The organism is Pleomorphochaeta sp. DL1XJH-081, assembly GCF_049310885.1.
Classification (GTDB): Bacteria; Spirochaetota; Spirochaetia; order Sphaerochaetales; family Sphaerochaetaceae; genus CAYZJV01.
Window position 1 is genome coordinate 202,271 of record NZ_JBMDYO010000002.1, and the last position, 17,601, is coordinate 219,871.

Sequence of the window (17,601 nt, forward strand, 5' to 3'; positions counted from 1 at the left end):
CAGAATCACTTTCAGTCTACAAACTGGATATCCGCCTGGCCCTCTCAACGGCCGAAGCGATCATGGGGTAGATCGTTTTCCCAAGTTTGAACATCTCCGTGGAGCCGTATAAAACTTCCTCACCAGCTGTCCTGAAATATCTTTGAGCATTGGCTATGGCATCTGCAATATAGATGGGATGCTTCCTACTATCAAACCCGCCCGGGATCAATGCGTTCACATGATTTTTCCATGCAATGCAGTCAGCCAACACGACAGATGCTACATCGTCAACAAACAAGTGATAGTAGAGCCAAACTTCAAAACAGGGATTGCTTTGCGCCACATGCCAATTCGCTTTACCCGCACAACCGAGACGTAAAAGAGGTATGTGAGACCCCCACGTATCAGTATCGATGACAAACCAGACCTGATCCCCTTCCCCCACCTCATACTTGACAAGTGAATCCGGACCGGATCCTTCGATATCGGAACAAGCTTGCTCGTACAGACCTGATGGAGAATTGTCACCCTGAGATTCGGCCTTCACGACTTCAAGGATGATCCTGGAACTGAGCCCCTCGAAGTACTTGAAGTATTGTGGTTCTCTTTTGCTCCCTTCACAATAGATTATGCAAAGGGTTGCATCTCTATCCGGCTCTTTGCGTTCATATAGCCTATTTCTTAAAATCATAGGCATCCCAGTTGATATCTTTCAGGTTCGCAAGGAATGGTATGGATCCGTACCGTCCAGAGAGATAGCCCTTGCGGATATCCTTTGTGTTGTGCTCCTTAAAATCGCACAGAGAATAGAGGTCTGAGCTTCCCGAGAGGTCTTTCTCGACAAACCAAACCTCATCTTGCCGGAAGATCTCCTGATCTAGCAGATTTGATTCATGGGTCGTACAGATGAGTTGCCCCTTGGTATTGTCGTCGGCAGAAAACTTTCCAATGATCTCCTTAATGAGAAGAGGATGGATGCTGCGCTCAATCTCATCGATGAAATAGGTCACATCCTTGGTCAACAGGTCCTTGAACGCAGGGAGATAGTCCATCAACCGTATCGACCCGTCAGACTCTTCGGAGAGGTCAAACATCACAGAACGGCCGTCTTTCGTTGCGTGTTCTGTTTTCAACTGTTTCACGAACACCTCTCCGTTTTCCTCGACAACAATAATCTCCTCACCATCCTTGTTGAATAACCCGAGAACTGATCCAGGAGATTCTGCCACCTTATTCAGCAGCACATCCATGTCAGTCTTATTGTCATCACCGAAAAACTCCGCGATCGGTTTCTTCACAGTCAGCAGTTTCTTAATCCCGACACTGAATGAGCACAACACCTGTTCGGCATAGCGGTGGAACTCTTTATCGATGTCCAGCCTGTGGGCAAGTCCCCCGGAACGTACCTCTGGCGTGATGATAGCCAGCTTATGCATGAACCATCGATACGCATTTCTGGTATCCACTAACAACGAATTATCGAGCTCAGAGAGTATTTTCAGACAAGTCTTGTTCTGTTTGATCAGGTTGTTCTCCAAGATCCCTTTCAGCACACGACCTTCCTCGCTGTTCAGGAACCCTTCGGAAAGTCGCAAGACTGTCTTTCCACCTGTATGAGTCGATCGCTCGAACACGAGTTCGTCTTCACGCTTTCCCAACCCAGAGATATACAACTCTTCCTTGAGGACCGACTGTTCGCCAATCTCTACAGCATAGAGGTAAGGGACCTCCTGATTGATGAACTCAACGCCCAATATCATCGGCTCCCCGGATGAGTGGAAATGCTTCATTCTTTTCAACTTCATCGGACTGGGCAGGTCTCCTGTGACGACAATGTCTTGAAGAAACTCGAGTGCACGGATCAGGTTCGACTTGCCGGCACCGTTGGCTCCGTAGAATGAAGCCAATTTCAAGACTTCAATCCCTTGCTTCTGGTACTTGTGACCCTTCAAACGAGTAAATCGAGGAGCAGGAATCATATTGAATTCCTTCTCTTCGCCGAATGAATAGATATTGCGCAACATGCATCGTATAAACATATACGTGATTTTATCACTTGAAGTTTAATATTACAAGAGATTTCTTCTAAAATACTAATATCAAGTTTGTTTTATTGTAATATTTTCACGTAAATTCAATTATCCATTCGCCACCTGCTGATACTTCATCACCACATCGATGCCATCCAGCTGAATGACTACCCTTTCGACCGCATTTACTAGTGCATCGGAATCGAATTCCTCAACAGTTCGCCATGGCAATCCGAGAGTTTCCGAGAGTGTCTTCAGAAGCTGATCGATCCTGATCGAACGGTTTGTGCAGGTGCGCTGCTTCCTGTCCCTGCGCTTTCTACAGCTACACACCAGATAATCATACTCGGTACCCTTGTACTCGGAGCCATCACCTTTCCTGTAGGGCAAGCCGCATTCACTGCAGTATACCAGTCCATACAGGTAATGCGATTGCGAGTTCCGGTAGATGCCGGCCTTGCGCTCTTGATCAACCCACTCAAGGCGTGCCTTCACCTGCTCGAACAACTGGCGGTCCACGATCGGCTCATGGTCGTCGGTAAGATAGTAGCTGGTATAGGGCTTGGAGAAATCCGGCTGCTTGGTGATCAGGTCCCTCACCGGTCCCTTCTGGATCATCCGGTCTCCCACATACACCTCGTTGGATAACACTTTCCTCATGTTCCCTGATCCGGGAATCCGCTTGGTCGTGGAATTTGCAGCTCCGAGGTCCTCCAGATGACGCTGAATCTCTATAGGGTATAAACCCGCAGCATAATCCTCGAAGATTACCCTGACGATCCAGGCATCCTGGTTAGGAACGAGCACTCCATCGGCCTCATTGTATCCGAGGATGCGGTTGCTTCCCAGATGCCTGATACCCTGCTCGGCATGCTTGCGAAGCGACCATTTCATATTCTCCGATATCGAGCGGGACTCCTCCTGGGCTGCAACCGCCAGCATGGAGAACGCCATCTCCGCCGACCCGTCCATTGACGATATGCCCTCGCGCTCAAAGCGAACCTCGACACCCAGGCCCTTGAGCTCATGTACATAGCGCTGTGCTTCCTTCGCATTGCGGGCAAAGCGCGATATCGACTTGACCAGGATGATGTCGATCAGGTTGTTTCGTGCATCGGCCATCATGGCCATGAAGCCCGGCCTCTTTTCGGCAAGGACGCCCGAGAACCCCTCATCGGCATAGACCTTCACCGGTTGCCAGCCGGCGGTATGGTTGATCAGATCGGTGTAATAGCGTTGCTGGGTCTCAAACGACTCCTCCTGGTTTTCCTTCAGGGTGCTCACCCGACAATAGGCGGCGACCCGCTTGGCCTGGAGATCCTGACTTCTTACTACCCTGGTAACTCGCATGGGTCCTCCTCGTTGCTGTTGTGCTTCTTGCTCAATGGTGGATACACATTCGGTATCTGCACCTCGTCATCATCAGAAGGATCGACGATCCTGATCGCATCGATATAGATGATCCTTGCCTTGAGCGAGGTGGCCACCTGCTTGCCGCTTCCGATCGGCTTGCCGTCGATACGGAACCGTCCGCCGCTGTAGGTCAACACGCTGGTGGGACGGTGCCATGGCCTGTGGTAGCTGATGTCGACGCGGCTTACCACACCGAAGTTCCAGGTCACCAGCAGCGTCCGGTAATCCTCGGTGAAAGAGATGTCCTTTACCGTCTTGACCAACAGATGGTAGGAGGGCTCATTGCGCTTGCCAACCAACCCAGATCGATCACACCCTCTCGCCTCCAAAGCGAACTGTGCTCCTTCGGCCATATCGCCTGACGAGTGGGAAATGGCAAGCAAACCGCCCTCGTCCAGATCATCGAACGCCTGCCAGAATGCCTCATGGATGTACCCCTCACTGATCGATTGCGGTATGCAGGAGGTGCGATCACCGCGCTTCTCTTGCCCCGCGGCACCGCCGCAGGTCCAATCCTTCTCCTTGCTGAAATGCCCGGGGAGCTGGAAGCGGATCATCAACTGGCCACAATGCGGGCATCGCAGGAACCCATAGTAGGGATACTGGGTGGAGCCGCGATGGGGATCACAGAGGAGTGCTATCCGCTGTACGACCGCGAATGTCTCACGATCGATGATGGGCGGGTGATGGTCGCGGATATAGTACTGGGGCACCAAGAGGTCGCGGTTCTTTACCCTGCGGTGGGAGAGATGGTCGGCCGTATAATCCTTTTGCATCCTCACATCCCCGATATACTTCTCGTTCTTGAGCATCGTGGCAAGCGTATGGGGATACCACTTGGTCCCTCCCATCTGGGTGATCACACCGTCTTGCTCCAATGCGGATACGATGGCGGGAAGGCCCGATCCGTTCTTGTACATGTCAAAGATCCTCCGTACCTGGACGGCCTCGTTCTCCTCGATCACCCAATCGCCCTCCCCGGTCTTGCGGTAGCCGTAGGTGGCCGCCCATTTGGGAATACCGGCGGCGAAACGCTTTCGGATGCCCCACTTCATGTTTTCCGAAAGGCTGTGGCTCTCTTCCTGGGCGACTGCCGCCATCAGGGTAAGGTACAACTCAGAGGTCGCCTGGGAGGTGTTGATGTTGTCACGCTCGAAGAACACCGATACCCCGAGGGCCTTGAGCCTGCGTGTAGCGGTGAGGGCGTCTACGGTGTTGCGTGCAAAGCGCTGGACCGACTTGACCAGGATGATGTCGATCTTGCCGGCCTCCGCATCGGCCATCAGGGAGTTGAACCCGTCGCGGTTGCGCCTACTGGTGCCGGTCTCCTCATCGGTATAGATGCCGGCAAGCTGCCAATCGGCATGGCGGGCGATCATGTCGTTGAACGCCTCCATCTGGGTCGCCAGGCTGCTTTGCTGTTGCTCGAGCTCGGTGGAGACGCGACAGTACGCCGCCACCCGCTTCGCCCTCACCTGCGGCAGCGCACTGTCGCGATAGAGCCTTCTGACCCCGACCGGAGTGTTGCCTGTTGCCTGATACGTGTGTCCTTCCATCCGCATGCCTCCTAGTGTTTCGCATAGTGCCTGAGTGCCCCTGAATCCAAGAGCTTCTGAACGTGATCGAACAAAGATACCTCCACGATCGGAGGATGATGGTCCTCGATGTAGAACTGGGGCCGCTGGCCCTCGTTGCGCCGTTGCTTCTTTGACAGGTAATCGACCACGTATTGCTTGGTGGTCAGCACATCACCCTTGTAGACCTCGCTACGCAGCATCCGATAGAGCTTGTCGTGATACCACCGCGTCGCTTGGTTTTCCTTGGTCTCCAAGTCCCTCAATGCAGCGAGGATTTCCTTATACCGGCATCCCTGCTCTGCCATGGAGAACATCAACCTCACCCGCTTGGCCTCTGATTGATGGATCACCCATTCGCTGCCGTGGGTATCAGATACAGCTGCCTTGCGGTAGCCGTAGGGGACGCGGCGCGCTGCGATGCCGCTCTCCTGGCGCTTTTCGAACGCCCACTTGATGTTCATGCTCAGGCTGTTGGATTCCTCCTGGGCGATGGCGGCGAGCATCGAGAGGATCATCTCGGCCCGATCGTCCATGGTGTCGATACCCTCGCGCTCGAACAGAACCGGGATGCCCATGCCCTTGAGCGCCCGCACGCACTCGAGGCAGTCGGCCAGGTTGCGCGCAAAGCGCGAGACCGACTTGACCATCACATAATCGATCTTGCCGTCCTTGCAGTCCTGCATCATCCTCAAAAACTGCGGGCGGCTTTTCATCATCACTCCCGAGCATCCACGGTCTCCGTAGACACCCACCAGCTCAAGGGCAGGGTCGGATGCAACCAGGTTGCGATAATATGCACATTGGGTCTCATATGAAAGCTCCTGCTCCTCCGAGAGCGTGCTCACCCGGCAGTAGGCGGCCACCCGTACCACGTCCGACCCCTTCCTCTTCCGTGAGTGCTTCTGGTGCGGGGCAACCTCGATGATCTTGATGTTGGTCTTTGCCATGAAGGTCCTCCGGTGTACAAGTTTCGAAAACCACGCGCCGTCGGGTGTGGTTCCGCGTTGGTGCATGTTCGCTAATAGCGCGCATCATATCAAGTCAATACAAAGAGTTATCTGCATAATACACCACTATATACGCGGTTATAAAAGCCTGGATGCCAGCCTGGTTTTGTACTTTGCCCAGCGGCCGTCCGGGCAACAAAAAAGGCCCCGAAGGGCCTCGTAATTGGTTGATCATATGGTAAGTTCAAGTCTTGCCGGTGAGGATGAATCGCGTGTATTCACCCGTGTTGCCTGCTGTCAGATAGGCGGCAAGCTCGTCAAGCCCGAGGTGCTCGGCGATCCTGATCACCGCCGCCACATCGAACATGTTCGTCAAAGCAGTAGTTCTCACCTGCTCCAGTTGAGCCTTGATCGTCTCATCCATTGCCGCCTCCCTGTGCTTCCGAAACCAAGCGGATCTCATCGACTGAAGGGACGATTCCCAGCGTCGAGCCGGTCTCCCACAGCACATGTACCGTTCCCAATGCATCCACGTGCAACACTTCACCCTTGGCACCCATAGGGGGCGAATCCCCATCTTCCATCTTCACCAACTCCACCAGCGCCCCTGCAGGGAATCGCTTCTTCAGCTCTGCAAGGGTACTATCGCACTCGTAATCCATCAGCGAACCTCCTTCTGGAAATGCATTGTTTCCGCATCTAGGGGAGCTTGGCAAGCACATCGGTGCAAAAAGGCACCAAGGATTTGCGCTATTGAACATCATGCAAGCTCTTTGTGTACATAACCGCCTGCTTGAGGATCTGCTCGTCCAAACCACAATCGCGGTAACCGTCAAGGATTGTCGCGTAGTAATACGCATCCGGCATCGCCAGCGGAGGTCCTTCGTTCATGACGTAGGCCATCGCCACCAGCTCCTCCCCATCCAGGTGCACCATCAGGCGCTTCTTGCGGTACAGGTGGGGGTGGCCCTCGTAGCGGTCCAGTGCCTTCTCACATTTTTCGGTGATCTGCCACAACAACGCGGGGACGCTGGAGCCCCGTTTCATCTCGATGGTGGCCACTCCGCTGTGGCGGCCTCCCCGGAACAACAGCTGATAATCGTGCAGTATCGTTGATCCGATGACTGCGGCATCGGGGCATCTGTATCCCATCTGCTGGAGGTTCAGATTGCTTCCATAGGCCAGATAGATTTTCTTCATCGTTGCTTTACTCCTTCATTTGGTCTTCTACCACCTGAAAGGGCGGTTGTCCCGCCCTCAGCTTGCAGATCCGTCGCCACTTCAGGCGGCAACCCGCCGTCTCCATGCCGCTGAGCCGGTGAGGCGCTTGGTCAGATGCTCGCGGCAGGCTTTGAACTCGTCGCCGATGAAGCCGATGCGATTGAGGTAGGTGCGCATCGCAAACTTCTCGTTCTCGGCCTGGGGCTTCTTGGTGCTCGCCGAGTTTTGCGTGAGCGCCTGGGTGTTCAATGCTAGGGCGAACACGATGTAGCTCCTGACCTCTCCGGCGTGCAGCGTGCTGTTGAATCCGCGCAGCTCGACGGTCTTGTGGCCGTGGAAGAAGGAGTGCAGGTTCAAAAAATGGTAGCGGCTTTCGTGGTAGTGTGCGTCCCGGTTTCCCCGGTAGCCTTCGTACCAGATGCTCTCGATCTTGGCGAAGGTGGTCGGCTTGGCTCGGTTCATGGTCGCCACAAGGTGCTCGTCCATCCTCTTGCAGTAGCGGGCCCGCTGGGCTTCTATGCCAAGAGCCTTGTAGAAGAGGTCGTTTCGGGCGTAGATGATATTCACGAAGTTTCTGATCGAGCGCGGTGTGTGCGCCGCCCCATCAAGGTGGATGTGGATGCCGCAGGAGCTGTTGGTGAAGGCTCCAGCCTTCCTCAGCGCCCTGATGACCTCCTGCAGGTTCTCGATATCAGCTTCGTAAGTGAGGATCGGGCTGACCAGCTCGACGCTGTACAGGCGCGATGCACTCTGTTTGATCCCTCGCGTCTTGGTTTCGCATCGGATGCTACCGTCGTAGGTGAACTTCCATGTGCGGCCATCGAAGGTCTTCAGTTCGTAGGTGTCGTAGTAGGAGCCACCGTAGGCTAGAGTGCCACCGAGGACCGTCTGGGCAGCCAGGGCTGCGTCCTTGCGGGTGATGCCTGTCATCTCGATCTCGATTCCGAACCGTGTTGTCTTTTCCATGCCGTCTACCTCTCTTTGGTGTGTTTTTCTTCGTACTGTAGTAATCACTCAAAGAGAGATATATAGCAAGTGTATATATGCAAATAAGATACACTATTTTCTGGGTATCTCTTCGTCCAGGCGCCTCACCATGTCGACCCCCGGAACCACTCCCAAAGTCGAGCCGGTTTCCCATGTAATGTGGATAGTACCGATGTCATCCACGTGGATTACTTTACCCTTGGTGCCCGCCGGCGGTGCGAACTCGTCATCCATGTGCACCAGCTCGACTGTACACCCGCTTGGGTATTGCTTTTTGAGGACCTCGACTCTCTTACGGTTCATCTCATCCATATGTATCCTCCATGTCAGTGTGCATTGATCGCTCAGCTTTGCTATAATTGCAAGTCCCCCTCCCCCGCTTCACCCGATACCACAGACCGTTGGTCCATCAGGAGAATATCGGGGGAGGACCAGCATGATAATCACCTTCGTGGATTATAAGTGAGCAAACGCTCCATGATGTCGTCCTGGGGATTGTTGCTCGGGATCGTCCTGGTGCAGTTCTCCTTCACGATCTGGTAGATGTGATACCAGCTCTGGTTGATCTGCTTCATGAAGGCATGGGACATGGCGACATACGGGCTGGGGATCGCAGCCCCGGTGGTGGGGTGCTTTGCCAGAAAGCCGAACTGGCTGATGGCCATCTCACATTGGATCCACCGAGCCACCGACATCGAGTACTCCTCGAGCATCCGCCTAGATATCAGCTCCTCGCACCCCAGTTTCTTCAACCATAGGTAGGTCTCGGTGAACACCTCCTCGGCGCACAAATCCAGGCCGCTGCGCTGGGCCTCCTTCATAAAATCCCTCACCGGAGGCATGTCCGAGCCCTCCAGGTCCGTCGCATCCTTGCTCAGATCCAATATCTTCAATTTCCTGCCCCCGGGATTGCCGTTTGCAATCTTCTCGGCGAGCGCCTTGGGTTTGCGACCGGCGCCGATCTGGGCACCGCCGCGGTTCGTTCCGTCCTTGGCCATCCAGGGCCTCCTTCATCTGTAATGGTAATGGGGGGTATACCCCCGTTCGAATTCGCCGTTTTTTCGCGTGAGGGGAGCTGCCCGTTGTAAGGCCGATACCCCCCAGAGATGCAGACCCCCCTAGGGGGCCCCCACCCCAGCACTGTTTGCTGTCGGTTGTGCTGGCTGCTCTGCGCATTTCAGCTTTTGCATAGCTATTGTCTTCCTATAGTGATATTTGTACACAGTCAGGTGATGCTTCTTCGGAAGCAAGGCCAGATGCTGGTCCACCGTAAGATCGCTGCGCTTAGTGAGAATCTCGCTAACTGCAAGTTCTCCGCGTAGACTGTTACCGTACTTTGCCATCACTTCGAATGGCGGTTTCAGGTAATTGGCAAGCCACCACGGGCAATGCTCCTCAAAAAGCAAGCGGCACACCTCGTCATGGGAGAGTTCCCTCACGATCCTGATGGCATCGGTGGCAAAGCTTTTCACCGTGACACATCGGTGATGATACCGCGAATGTGTCCTCCCCAACGGCTCGACAATGCAAAATCGTGTGTCTTCCTTGGGATAGAAGCATAATGCCGTGGTCGCCTTGTCGCCGTAATGGAACCACACCACCGGATTGTCGGCCTTGGTCGTATAGGTCTTGCCTACCTCAAACTGGAAGCTCTCGCTCCCTTTCAGATCTTTGTCGAATGCCTTGATGTACATATCCTTTTTTACCTCCCGGTCATTTGTGAGTTCTAGAGCCTGCTACCTTTAGCGGTCACGCCCCGGCTCGCTGCTGGTGCTGCTTGATAATGGACATCGTCATGTCGTGGTAGCGGGCCTTGGCATGGTATTTCTTGGGAAGCAGCGCATATTTCTGCTCGAGGGTGAAATCATCGCGATCCTTGATGATCTCCCTGATCACCCACTTGCCGCGTATGCGCTTGCCGTACTGCGCCATTACCTCAAACGGTGGCATCAGGCAGTTGGTGAGCCACCACGGGCAATTCTCCTGTAGCAGCATGGCGTATACCTCGTCGCGGCTCAGCTCCCTGACGATCTTGAGCGAATTGCTGCTATGGGCGGTGATACGGATGCAATCGCGCTGACGCATCTTGTAGATCTTGCCCAACGGCTGCACCTCACAGAAACGTGAGTCCGGCTTGTGATAAAAGCACAACGTCGTGCTCGCCTTGTCCCCATAATGGAACCAATCCCAGGGGTGCTCCTGTTCTGTGGTGTAGGTTTCCCCCACCGCGAACTGAAACCCTCCATACCCTTTCAAATCCTTGTTGAATGCCTTGATGAACATACTGTGTCTGTCTCCTGTTGATGTGTGTGAGTACCCGCCCGAGCGGCCGTTTGGGTAACGCAAAAAGGCTTCTCCGCGTTACCTATGTGCGTTACCTTCCGAGAGGAGCCCTTGTGACATGGTGGACCGAATGGCGTGCCGAACCACAGGCAAAACCGGAAAGGCTCCGCCACCGGGGCCCAAACCGTCCAAAACCCTAAAAAGGTAACGTAAAACTGGTACTACGCTACCACTACGTTACCCTATCCATGTGTTTCCATTGAAAGCAATTAGAAAGATAAAAACTATAGGTAACGTAAGTAACGTAAAATCAATATGCTCGTATAGGGAAAAAAAGAAAGTATACTCCCACCCGCCATTTCCCACCTGTGGCGTGGCGTGTGGCACCCTCATGTTTTTTTTCTCCTATAACATGGGTATATGTGAAAAAATCGCGTTACCGCGTTACCCTACCTGTTGGCGGGCGAAAAAGCCCTCCCCCGCCTCGAGGAATTCCGAACAATCATCCTCGACATCACCCACCTCGATGTTGGCACATACCACACGGGTGTTCATGCCGTTGATCTTCTTTTGCAGTTGATGGGTGCCCTTTTTCGATCCTTTTTGGAACACCTTCAAATAGCTCCGGTCCATAAAGCCCCTGATGCACTTTGCATACGAGTACCCCGCCTTCTGCATGGCCTCCCGAAGGATGTCGATGGTGATGTACACCCCATCCTTCTCCAGTTTTCCATACCGTGGGGTGGCATGGGGCTTGAAGCAGTTGCGGTTGGAGGCAACCCACCCCTGTACGAAACTCCACGCCCGCTCGATACTGTCTTCCTTTTCCTGCTCCTTCACATTCACCAGCACCGAAACCCCCATATCGATCACTTCCTTGATGATCGTCTCGATCGGGAGTGTCGCTTCGCCATAGAGGCACCGGGCACCATACAGATCAGCAAGACACATGACCGCAACGCTGTCCAGGTGCACCCCGACGTTGCCCAGGTCCTTGGCTTCGAAAGCATCCTTGAGCCGGGCTCGCAAATCATGGTAGTCAGATTCCAGTTTACCCTTCTCGGAGATCACGTGGTCGATCAGATGCCTGATGTAGAGCCTTCCGGCGAATCCATAATTTGCTTCACTCACCTGGTGTACCAGGCGGCCGAACTCGGGATCATCGATCGGGGCCCCATAGAGCTCGATCGCGCGGCTGATCACCCCGTCCATGGAGTTCTCGCTGCTCAGAGGCTCTTCGCCGGTGGTCATGATGCTGTTTCGCCAGGTTAATGTCTCCTGCAATCCCCCGTTCTTCATGCCCCGGGTCTTGCCCTGACCGTTTCCCAACTGGTAGACCGCCATCGCAGGGGTAAGATTTCGTGCCATCTGCTGCAGTTCATCGATTCCCAGCGGCAGGTGCTTGAGCATGCCCGCTCTCCGCTCCAGGCCGACGGCAGTACTGTTGAAGTTGCCGATCATCTTCATCGGGTCCCCCCAGAAGGAGAGTGCAAACTTCAACGCCGCTGTTTTGCCGCTACGCGATGAGAACCAGCTGTGCAGGATGAAGATCCTCAGCTTCAAGGGCTCAAGCAGCACCGAGGCCGCCGCAGCATTCAGCATCGCACGCGAGATAGGATTCTCCCTGAGCTTCAACGCCGTCTGTTTCCATAGTTCGTAGTCGCCTTGCTCGCCGATCGCCTTGATCAGGTCCTGGTCGGCATCCTCGAAGACGATCTGCCCCTGGTAGTGACAGGGATAGAATTCCTTGAAGCCGGAGAGCCACCCGATGCGGCCCAGGCTGCGCGAGAGCGGGATCAGCTCCTGGTTGGCAACCTCGAAGGAATTGAAGTACATCACCATCCCTTCGCAGTTGCTCGAGGTTACCGGAAGGCCGGTATCCGCGTACTTTACCAGCGAGTTCTTGTTCAGCAGCTCCGAGCGCTGTGCGACCAGGTGCTTGATGCGGCCACTACGCAAGAAGGCGAGCTCCATGCGCTCGCAGCCGGTGTCGACATTCTCCATGATGCGCGTGATCACGACCGGACGGCTGCACAACTCGGTGCACTGCATCTCACCCTTGAATTCGTGGAATGACCGCACGCCCTCCTCCATATCCACACGGTAACCCGGAGGATCCATCATCCCCCCAAGGTCCAAGCCCTCAAGTTCGATCTCGCACGATTCAACGTTGAAATCATTCTCGGCACTTGCTTGGTATAGGAGCGCCCTGGTCTGCTTGACCGCCCGCTCGATATCGCGCAGGCTAAATCCAGCTTTGTTCAGCCTCATCTTCAGATAGGCATACTCGGCGGGATACCGGTCCATCGCAATTGCCAGCAACTCCCTATTGCCCTCATCCAGAAACATCGCCGGATCCAGCTTCTCATGGCCAAGCAGGCCCTGGATCCGATCCCAAGCGGTGGGAAGGGCGAATACGATGGGAGCCTTGACACCACAGCCGCCTTCGGGGCAGTCGGCACCGAGGGTGCGAAAATGATCACAGGTGCACGGCTTTCGGCTCTTTCGGGCAAGGGCGATCTTGCGCTCGGTCTCCTCGAACGAATAGCCGCCATAGCCCTGGCTGAACTCGTGGCACGCCTCTACCCCATCCGATGCCAGGCAAAGGTTGTCCAGTGATGCTTTCCACAGCGGCTCGGTCTGTTTCTCGGGGTGCTCCATCAGATCCCTGATGACCATACACCCCTCATAGATGCGAGAAGCCTCGAGAGCATCAGGATACGCCTTTTCACCCTTCTGGGGCACTGGCGAGGCCTGGGGGGCTTGTTTGACATCAGCGAACACCAGGTAGGGCTTCAGCTCCTCCAAGGTGTACAGATGTCCGTCCATCTCGCGGATCTCACAGCGCACCGGGTGCTCACTGTCCTTGAGGTTCATCGTACCGGGAAAGCGCAGCATCCTGGCCAAATCACTGCAATTGTCGATCTTCCAGCCACGCTCGGATGCCTTGGCACTCACATAGCGGAAAAACGCCTGCTGCAACTCGATCGCACGCCTGCGCGATGCCTCGTCGGTGATGCATATCGGTACGGCGAGGATGTAGATGAGGTGCATTCCGTGGCCACTGAAGATGATCGCCGTAGGAGGCGGCAACACCTCGTTTACGAAGGCCTTGATTTCCTCCTCACTCTCAGGCAGCTCACGCTTGACGTGGGCGGCCAGGCTGAGCAGGTCGATGTCGAAATGGAAGGCCAACATGGCCGTCACCTGCTCGTTCGATCCCCTGGCGGTGCTCTCCAATGGCAGATTCGTCGGGGCACAGCTGTAGAAGGTGTTATACTGCTCTCCCAGCTTCAGAGCCTTTTCGACGAACGCATCCAGATCCTTCCGTTTGAATCGTTTGCTGCGGCAACGCTTGCCGACGAGCCAGGAAAGGGTGATGTTGTCATCGGGCGACAGCGGACCGAAGAACAGCTCGGAATATTCACGAGGCTCCATAGGCATAGGCCTCCTTCACGAAGGTTCCCAAGCGGACCTCCTCATCGTTGACCTCGATGCCGTACTCGGTGCAAAAGCGCTGGTAGCGTTTCTTGATCGCATCGGCCGAGAGGCGGTTGGGATACTCGCTGGCGATTTCACGCCACGAGCGGTGAAAGAAATGGCGCCATCTGAGTAGGGCGCGGAACTCCGCATCCGCTATCAATTCCAGTTCATCCTCGGCGCGGTCGATGATCGTCTCGCAGCGCTCGATCATTCCATCGATCCGCCGTCTCAATGCCTCGCGCCTGATTGCAGCGCTTCCGGTTGGATCTCCGTGGGTGCCGCCTCCCATGCGCATGCCCATGGGATTTGGGGACCTGCGTCCCACGCACCCCTCGAGCTCATCCTGCAGGGACCTGAGTTCCATCTTGGCCGTCCAAACCGACGGGCAATACTGTAGGTTCATGTACGGGTCCTCCTTGTTAATGTCGTGAGTTGTATATAGATTTTCCAGCTTACGACTTTACTATAGCAGGACCGGAATAGTGGGTCAATAGTCAAAAGTACCCTTTTTACTTTCACTTCTCTCTACATTCGATTTTTCTTGACAGGCTCCCCCACCTCACGCTACATTCGGGACAGGGAGGAGCATTCCTCCAGTTAATACTATGGATTGAAGGAGAAGTGTATGCTGCTGATCAGGCCGCGAGAGACGGGTTACTCTGCTGGTACGCCCTACGGGGATGTGGTGCTTCAAAGCGGCGACCACCAGGAGCTCTTCGATTTCGTCGAGGCCGACCTCACCCTGTTCCAACAGTCCTTCACCTCCTTCTTCGAAAGCCGCATCGACAAGGCATCTGCAGAATGCATCGGCGCCGGGATCCAATCGGTGCTCGCAAGAGAGCTGTGTGATCGGGCGCGTGAGGTCCATCCCCTGCTGGGAAACGACTCGTACCTGGACAGCCTGTCCACCATGCTCATCGACTACCTGAACGCAATGTTGATCCACCGCAGTATCGACTTTACCGAGGAGCAGTACCTTAAGACCGCAATACACCTGACTGACCCCATCTTCCACTGTGGTATTGCCCGGGGGCGCATCAAGCCCAGGCACGAGCTGCTTGAAGCCCAATACCGCATCTATGAGAAGCGGGATACGAAAGCCCTGATGGGAGGCCATGTGCACATGGTGCGGCTGCAAAAGCAACTCAGGCTCTGGCTGTACTGGATCCTGGATGCCTCGGCCGCTCGTTTTTCCAAGCTGACCATCGACGAACGCTGCCGCCTCTACCGTCAGGTATTCAACACGAGCGGCATCTCAAGCGACCTCATCTTCACCGAACGCTTCTCGTGGAGCAAACCCCGGCGCGAGATCCTCTCGGTCGACGCCTTGGTCCAGCGCCCCGAGGAGATCCTCGAATGGCAAGAGGGGACTGGGGAAAGAAAGGACTATGCAATAGCTTTCAGGGAACTGGATGGGGATGCCGTCGAGTTGAATGGAGAGCTGGATCGATACCTGAAGGGTGAGATCGATAAAGCCAAACAAAGCGATGAGGTCGCGCTGTTCAATGAATATGAAGTCAATGACTTCGCTCACCTGGTGGCCCTCGAGGTGCGCCTGATGGCAGGTGAGAGCACCTCGGTCAAGCGCTGCCGACACTGCAGCCGTTACTTCCTAGCAGAGAAGACCACCATCGAGTACTGCACTCGCATCGCGCCGGGGGAGAGCGCCCCCTGTGATGTCATCGGGCCCAAGCAATCCTTCTCACGGCTGTTGGAAGGAGATGGCGCCCTGAAGGCCTACAACTCCGCTTACAAGACCTTCTATGCCCGTCAGAGACGGGGTACGATGAGTGAGGCCGAGTTCTCATCCTGGCGCGACGAGGCAAAAAGGCGTCTGCAGGATGTGCGTGAAGGCAAGATCGCACTTGAAGAGTACACCACGTGGCTCAAGCAGGATGTGCGCAAGTGGACGGCCAACTGATACTGCACACCTGAGATATTGCCTCTCAGGGAGGCTCTTGTCCCAGGTGATTTTCACAGCCGCGCCACCACACTTTCTGGGAACTTGATCAGATGCATCACCGATCATCTACCCAGGAAAAGGATTGTGCAGCTGAGACACCAAGGGGGAACCTGTTGCCAGATTCCCCCTTGGTGTTTGTGTATTCATTTGTATCTGCCAATGACTGGACATAGGCTCGTTTCTACAAGCGGCTTAAACGCAATTGCTTTCTTTCAGTATTGCGATTTTGCTGAGGTCAGCAAAATCGTAAGGATGTGCTATTCATCAAGCATAGGTGGCTCTTTTTTCTCTTTCAGCTTTTTAAGCTGTTCCTTGCCAATTTCGGAAATGCTCTTTTCAGGAGTGGGTAAATTCTCCGGCATTGTACCCTCGTTTTTTGCGATAGCTTCACGAACAGTCTGTCCGACTTGGTAATGCATGCCACTTGCCGTTTCCAGTCCTTGCGGCTGTTCACGTCGGAGTTTTGCCTCGGTCTGGGTAATGCGGAACAGGTTTGCACCGAGTTCTTCACTGCCCATATGGTCGAGAATTTTCTCACTTGTTTTGAGTTTTTTCCGTCTGTGAATATCTGCGGCGGTCAAGCCGCCATACAATCCCATGTAGCCTGCATTTTGAAACTGAGCATATTCCAACTGGTCGGTGATGCCCGCTTTATGTGCTGCTTCCACAAGCATAGTGTTCCAACTTGCGACCTCGCCACGGATAACAAGGCGTTTATTATCCTCGTCAAGCTCATTAAACCGATCAGCTATTTCCTGTCTGCGGGTTTGTATAGCAAAATAGGTTTGACCGAGAGCAATAGGCTCTTTGCGTGGATCGCCGTTTTGTACGATAAGATAGCAGGCATAGCGTGAAAGCTGAAAATCATTTATCGGCTTAGAGGTTGCACCTGCCTCCACGATTTTTCTGGCCTCAAGAAAATGGTCTGCACATTCAAAACCGCTGTTCTGACAGGACAACATCGCCTTATCAATTACCTTTGTGAAATTACGCCATTGGGTATAATCAAGGACACTAGCAAGTTCACGGGCATACCAAAACTCTATGCCGTTTTCAGTAGTGTGCTTTATATCTTCAAATTGTTTGTATTCTGCTGCAATTAGTGTTGCCAATTTTATCACCGCCTTCTACATATTTTACCATTATTTTTGACATCGTGAAATGGAAAGTAAGGCTTTTGAATAACAACAGGGGGATAGATTGTCCCCTTGTTGCCTCTTACTTATGCTTTTTCCGTTTCCATAGGCTTGGTGGTCATAATGCGCTACAGTTCAGTAGGGTACTTTCCAAAGATGGGCTGATCCTTCAGATTTTTGGCTGTATCATGGCGGTGCAGGTCGTGAAACTCTATTCCTAAAACCCCCTATAGGCTCTTTTTTCCAAAAATCCCCCTTAAAGCGAAGTTCTCTCTATGACCTTCTCGACCTGCACACTTTGGCAATGTGCAAGGTCAGAGCAGGTCGATTCCAGAAATATCACTGCGGCAGTTGCTTCATGAAAAGGCACCTTGATTTTAAGCAGATATCCTTCATCGGGTGACGGTCGTGAAACTCTATTCCTAAAACCTCCTATAGGTACTTTTTTCTGAAAATCCCCTTAATGCGAAGTCCTGGATAAGACTGTCACGACCGTCACCTCCCGCGCGGATGCAAGTCGATTTTGAGAAATTCCCAAAATCAAGGAGCAACCCGTCCCATCATGGAACGAAGGAACAA

The 17,601-nt window shown here is 54.0% G+C and carries 17 protein-coding genes; 1 reads left to right on the plus strand and 16 read right to left on the minus strand.

Features of this window, described 5'->3' with window-relative positions:
• Positions 1-16: 16 nt before the first annotated feature.
• The 15 genes from ACODJP_RS05235 to ACODJP_RS05305 all read right to left on the minus strand — a co-directional run bounded on the left by ACODJP_RS05235 (position 17) and on the right by ACODJP_RS05305 (position 14,326).
• Positions 17-673: an RloB family protein gene (locus ACODJP_RS05235; protein WP_422479217.1), complete on the minus strand. Its 657-nt coding sequence runs from the start codon at positions 671-673 to the stop codon at positions 17-19.
• A complete protein-coding gene (locus ACODJP_RS05240) occupies positions 657-2,006 on the minus strand; it encodes an AAA family ATPase (protein WP_422479219.1) in 1,350 nt (449 codons plus the stop codon). The genes ACODJP_RS05235 and ACODJP_RS05240 overlap by 17 nt, the downstream gene beginning before the upstream one ends.
• A 114-nt stretch (positions 2,007-2,120) precedes the next feature.
• Complete coding sequence (locus tag ACODJP_RS05245; RefSeq protein WP_422479221.1) at positions 2,121-3,362, minus strand: recombinase family protein; 1,242 nt, start codon at positions 3,360-3,362, stop codon at positions 2,121-2,123.
• Positions 3,344-4,981, minus strand: a complete 1,638-nt coding sequence (locus tag ACODJP_RS05250; RefSeq protein WP_422479223.1) for a recombinase family protein — start codon at positions 4,979-4,981, stop codon at positions 3,344-3,346. Before ACODJP_RS05250 ends, ACODJP_RS05245 begins: the two co-directional genes overlap by 19 nt.
• Before the next feature lie 11 nt (positions 4,982-4,992).
• A complete protein-coding gene (locus ACODJP_RS05255; protein WP_422479225.1) occupies positions 4,993-5,949 on the minus strand; it encodes a recombinase family protein in 957 nt (318 codons plus the stop codon).
• 244 nt (positions 5,950-6,193) lie between these two features.
• The gene (locus ACODJP_RS05260) at positions 6,194-6,373 is read right to left on the minus strand and encodes a DUF5049 domain-containing protein (protein ID WP_422479227.1); all 180 of its coding nucleotides are present in this window, start codon (positions 6,371-6,373) and stop codon (positions 6,194-6,196) included.
• Positions 6,366-6,611, minus strand: a complete 246-nt coding sequence (locus ACODJP_RS05265) for a DUF4314 domain-containing protein (protein WP_422479229.1) — start codon at positions 6,609-6,611, stop codon at positions 6,366-6,368. Before ACODJP_RS05265 ends, ACODJP_RS05260 begins: the two co-directional genes overlap by 8 nt.
• Before the next feature lie 88 nt (positions 6,612-6,699).
• Positions 6,700-7,149 carry a gamma-glutamylcyclotransferase family protein gene (locus ACODJP_RS05270; protein ID WP_422479231.1) on the minus strand — a complete coding sequence of 150 codons (450 nt, stop codon included), beginning with the start codon at positions 7,147-7,149 and terminating at the stop codon, positions 6,700-6,702.
• An 81-nt stretch (positions 7,150-7,230) separates the two neighbouring features.
• Complete coding sequence (locus ACODJP_RS05275) at positions 7,231-8,136, minus strand: amidoligase family protein (protein WP_422479233.1); 906 nt, start codon at positions 8,134-8,136, stop codon at positions 7,231-7,233.
• A gap of 93 nt (positions 8,137-8,229) precedes the next feature.
• Complete coding sequence (locus ACODJP_RS05280; protein ID WP_422479235.1) at positions 8,230-8,469, minus strand: DUF4314 domain-containing protein; 240 nt, start codon at positions 8,467-8,469, stop codon at positions 8,230-8,232.
• A 131-nt stretch (positions 8,470-8,600) separates the two neighbouring features.
• Positions 8,601-9,155, minus strand: coding sequence for a hypothetical protein (locus ACODJP_RS05285; protein ID WP_013605981.1), 555 nt, complete (start codon positions 9,153-9,155; stop codon positions 8,601-8,603).
• Positions 9,156-9,275: 120 nt separating this feature from the next.
• Entirely contained in the window at positions 9,276-9,851 is a 576-nt protein-coding gene (locus tag ACODJP_RS05290; protein ID WP_422479238.1) for a DUF7666 domain-containing protein, read from the minus strand.
• 55 nt (positions 9,852-9,906) lie between these two features.
• The gene (locus ACODJP_RS05295) at positions 9,907-10,440 is read right to left on the minus strand and encodes a DUF7666 domain-containing protein (protein ID WP_422479240.1); all 534 of its coding nucleotides are present in this window, start codon (positions 10,438-10,440) and stop codon (positions 9,907-9,909) included.
• A 444-nt stretch (positions 10,441-10,884) separates the two neighbouring features.
• Complete coding sequence (locus ACODJP_RS05300) at positions 10,885-13,878, minus strand: DUF927 domain-containing protein (RefSeq protein ID WP_422479242.1); 2,994 nt, start codon at positions 13,876-13,878, stop codon at positions 10,885-10,887.
• Positions 13,865-14,326, minus strand: coding sequence for a hypothetical protein (locus ACODJP_RS05305; protein WP_422479244.1), 462 nt, complete (start codon positions 14,324-14,326; stop codon positions 13,865-13,867). Before ACODJP_RS05305 ends, ACODJP_RS05300 begins: the two co-directional genes overlap by 14 nt.
• Positions 14,327-14,548: 222 nt before the next feature.
• On the opposite strand from ACODJP_RS05305, the gene ACODJP_RS05310 reads away from it, so the two are divergent.
• Positions 14,549-15,844 carry a DUF6076 domain-containing protein gene (locus tag ACODJP_RS05310; RefSeq protein ID WP_422479246.1) on the plus strand — a complete coding sequence of 432 codons (1,296 nt, stop codon included), beginning with the start codon at positions 14,549-14,551 and terminating at the stop codon, positions 15,842-15,844.
• A 299-nt stretch (positions 15,845-16,143) separates the two neighbouring features.
• Here ACODJP_RS05310 and dinD read toward each other — a convergent pair whose 3' ends face one another.
• Complete coding sequence (gene dinD, locus ACODJP_RS05315) at positions 16,144-16,998, minus strand: DNA damage-inducible protein D (protein ID WP_422479248.1); 855 nt, start codon at positions 16,996-16,998, stop codon at positions 16,144-16,146.
• Between the last annotated feature and the right edge of the window lie 603 nt (positions 16,999-17,601).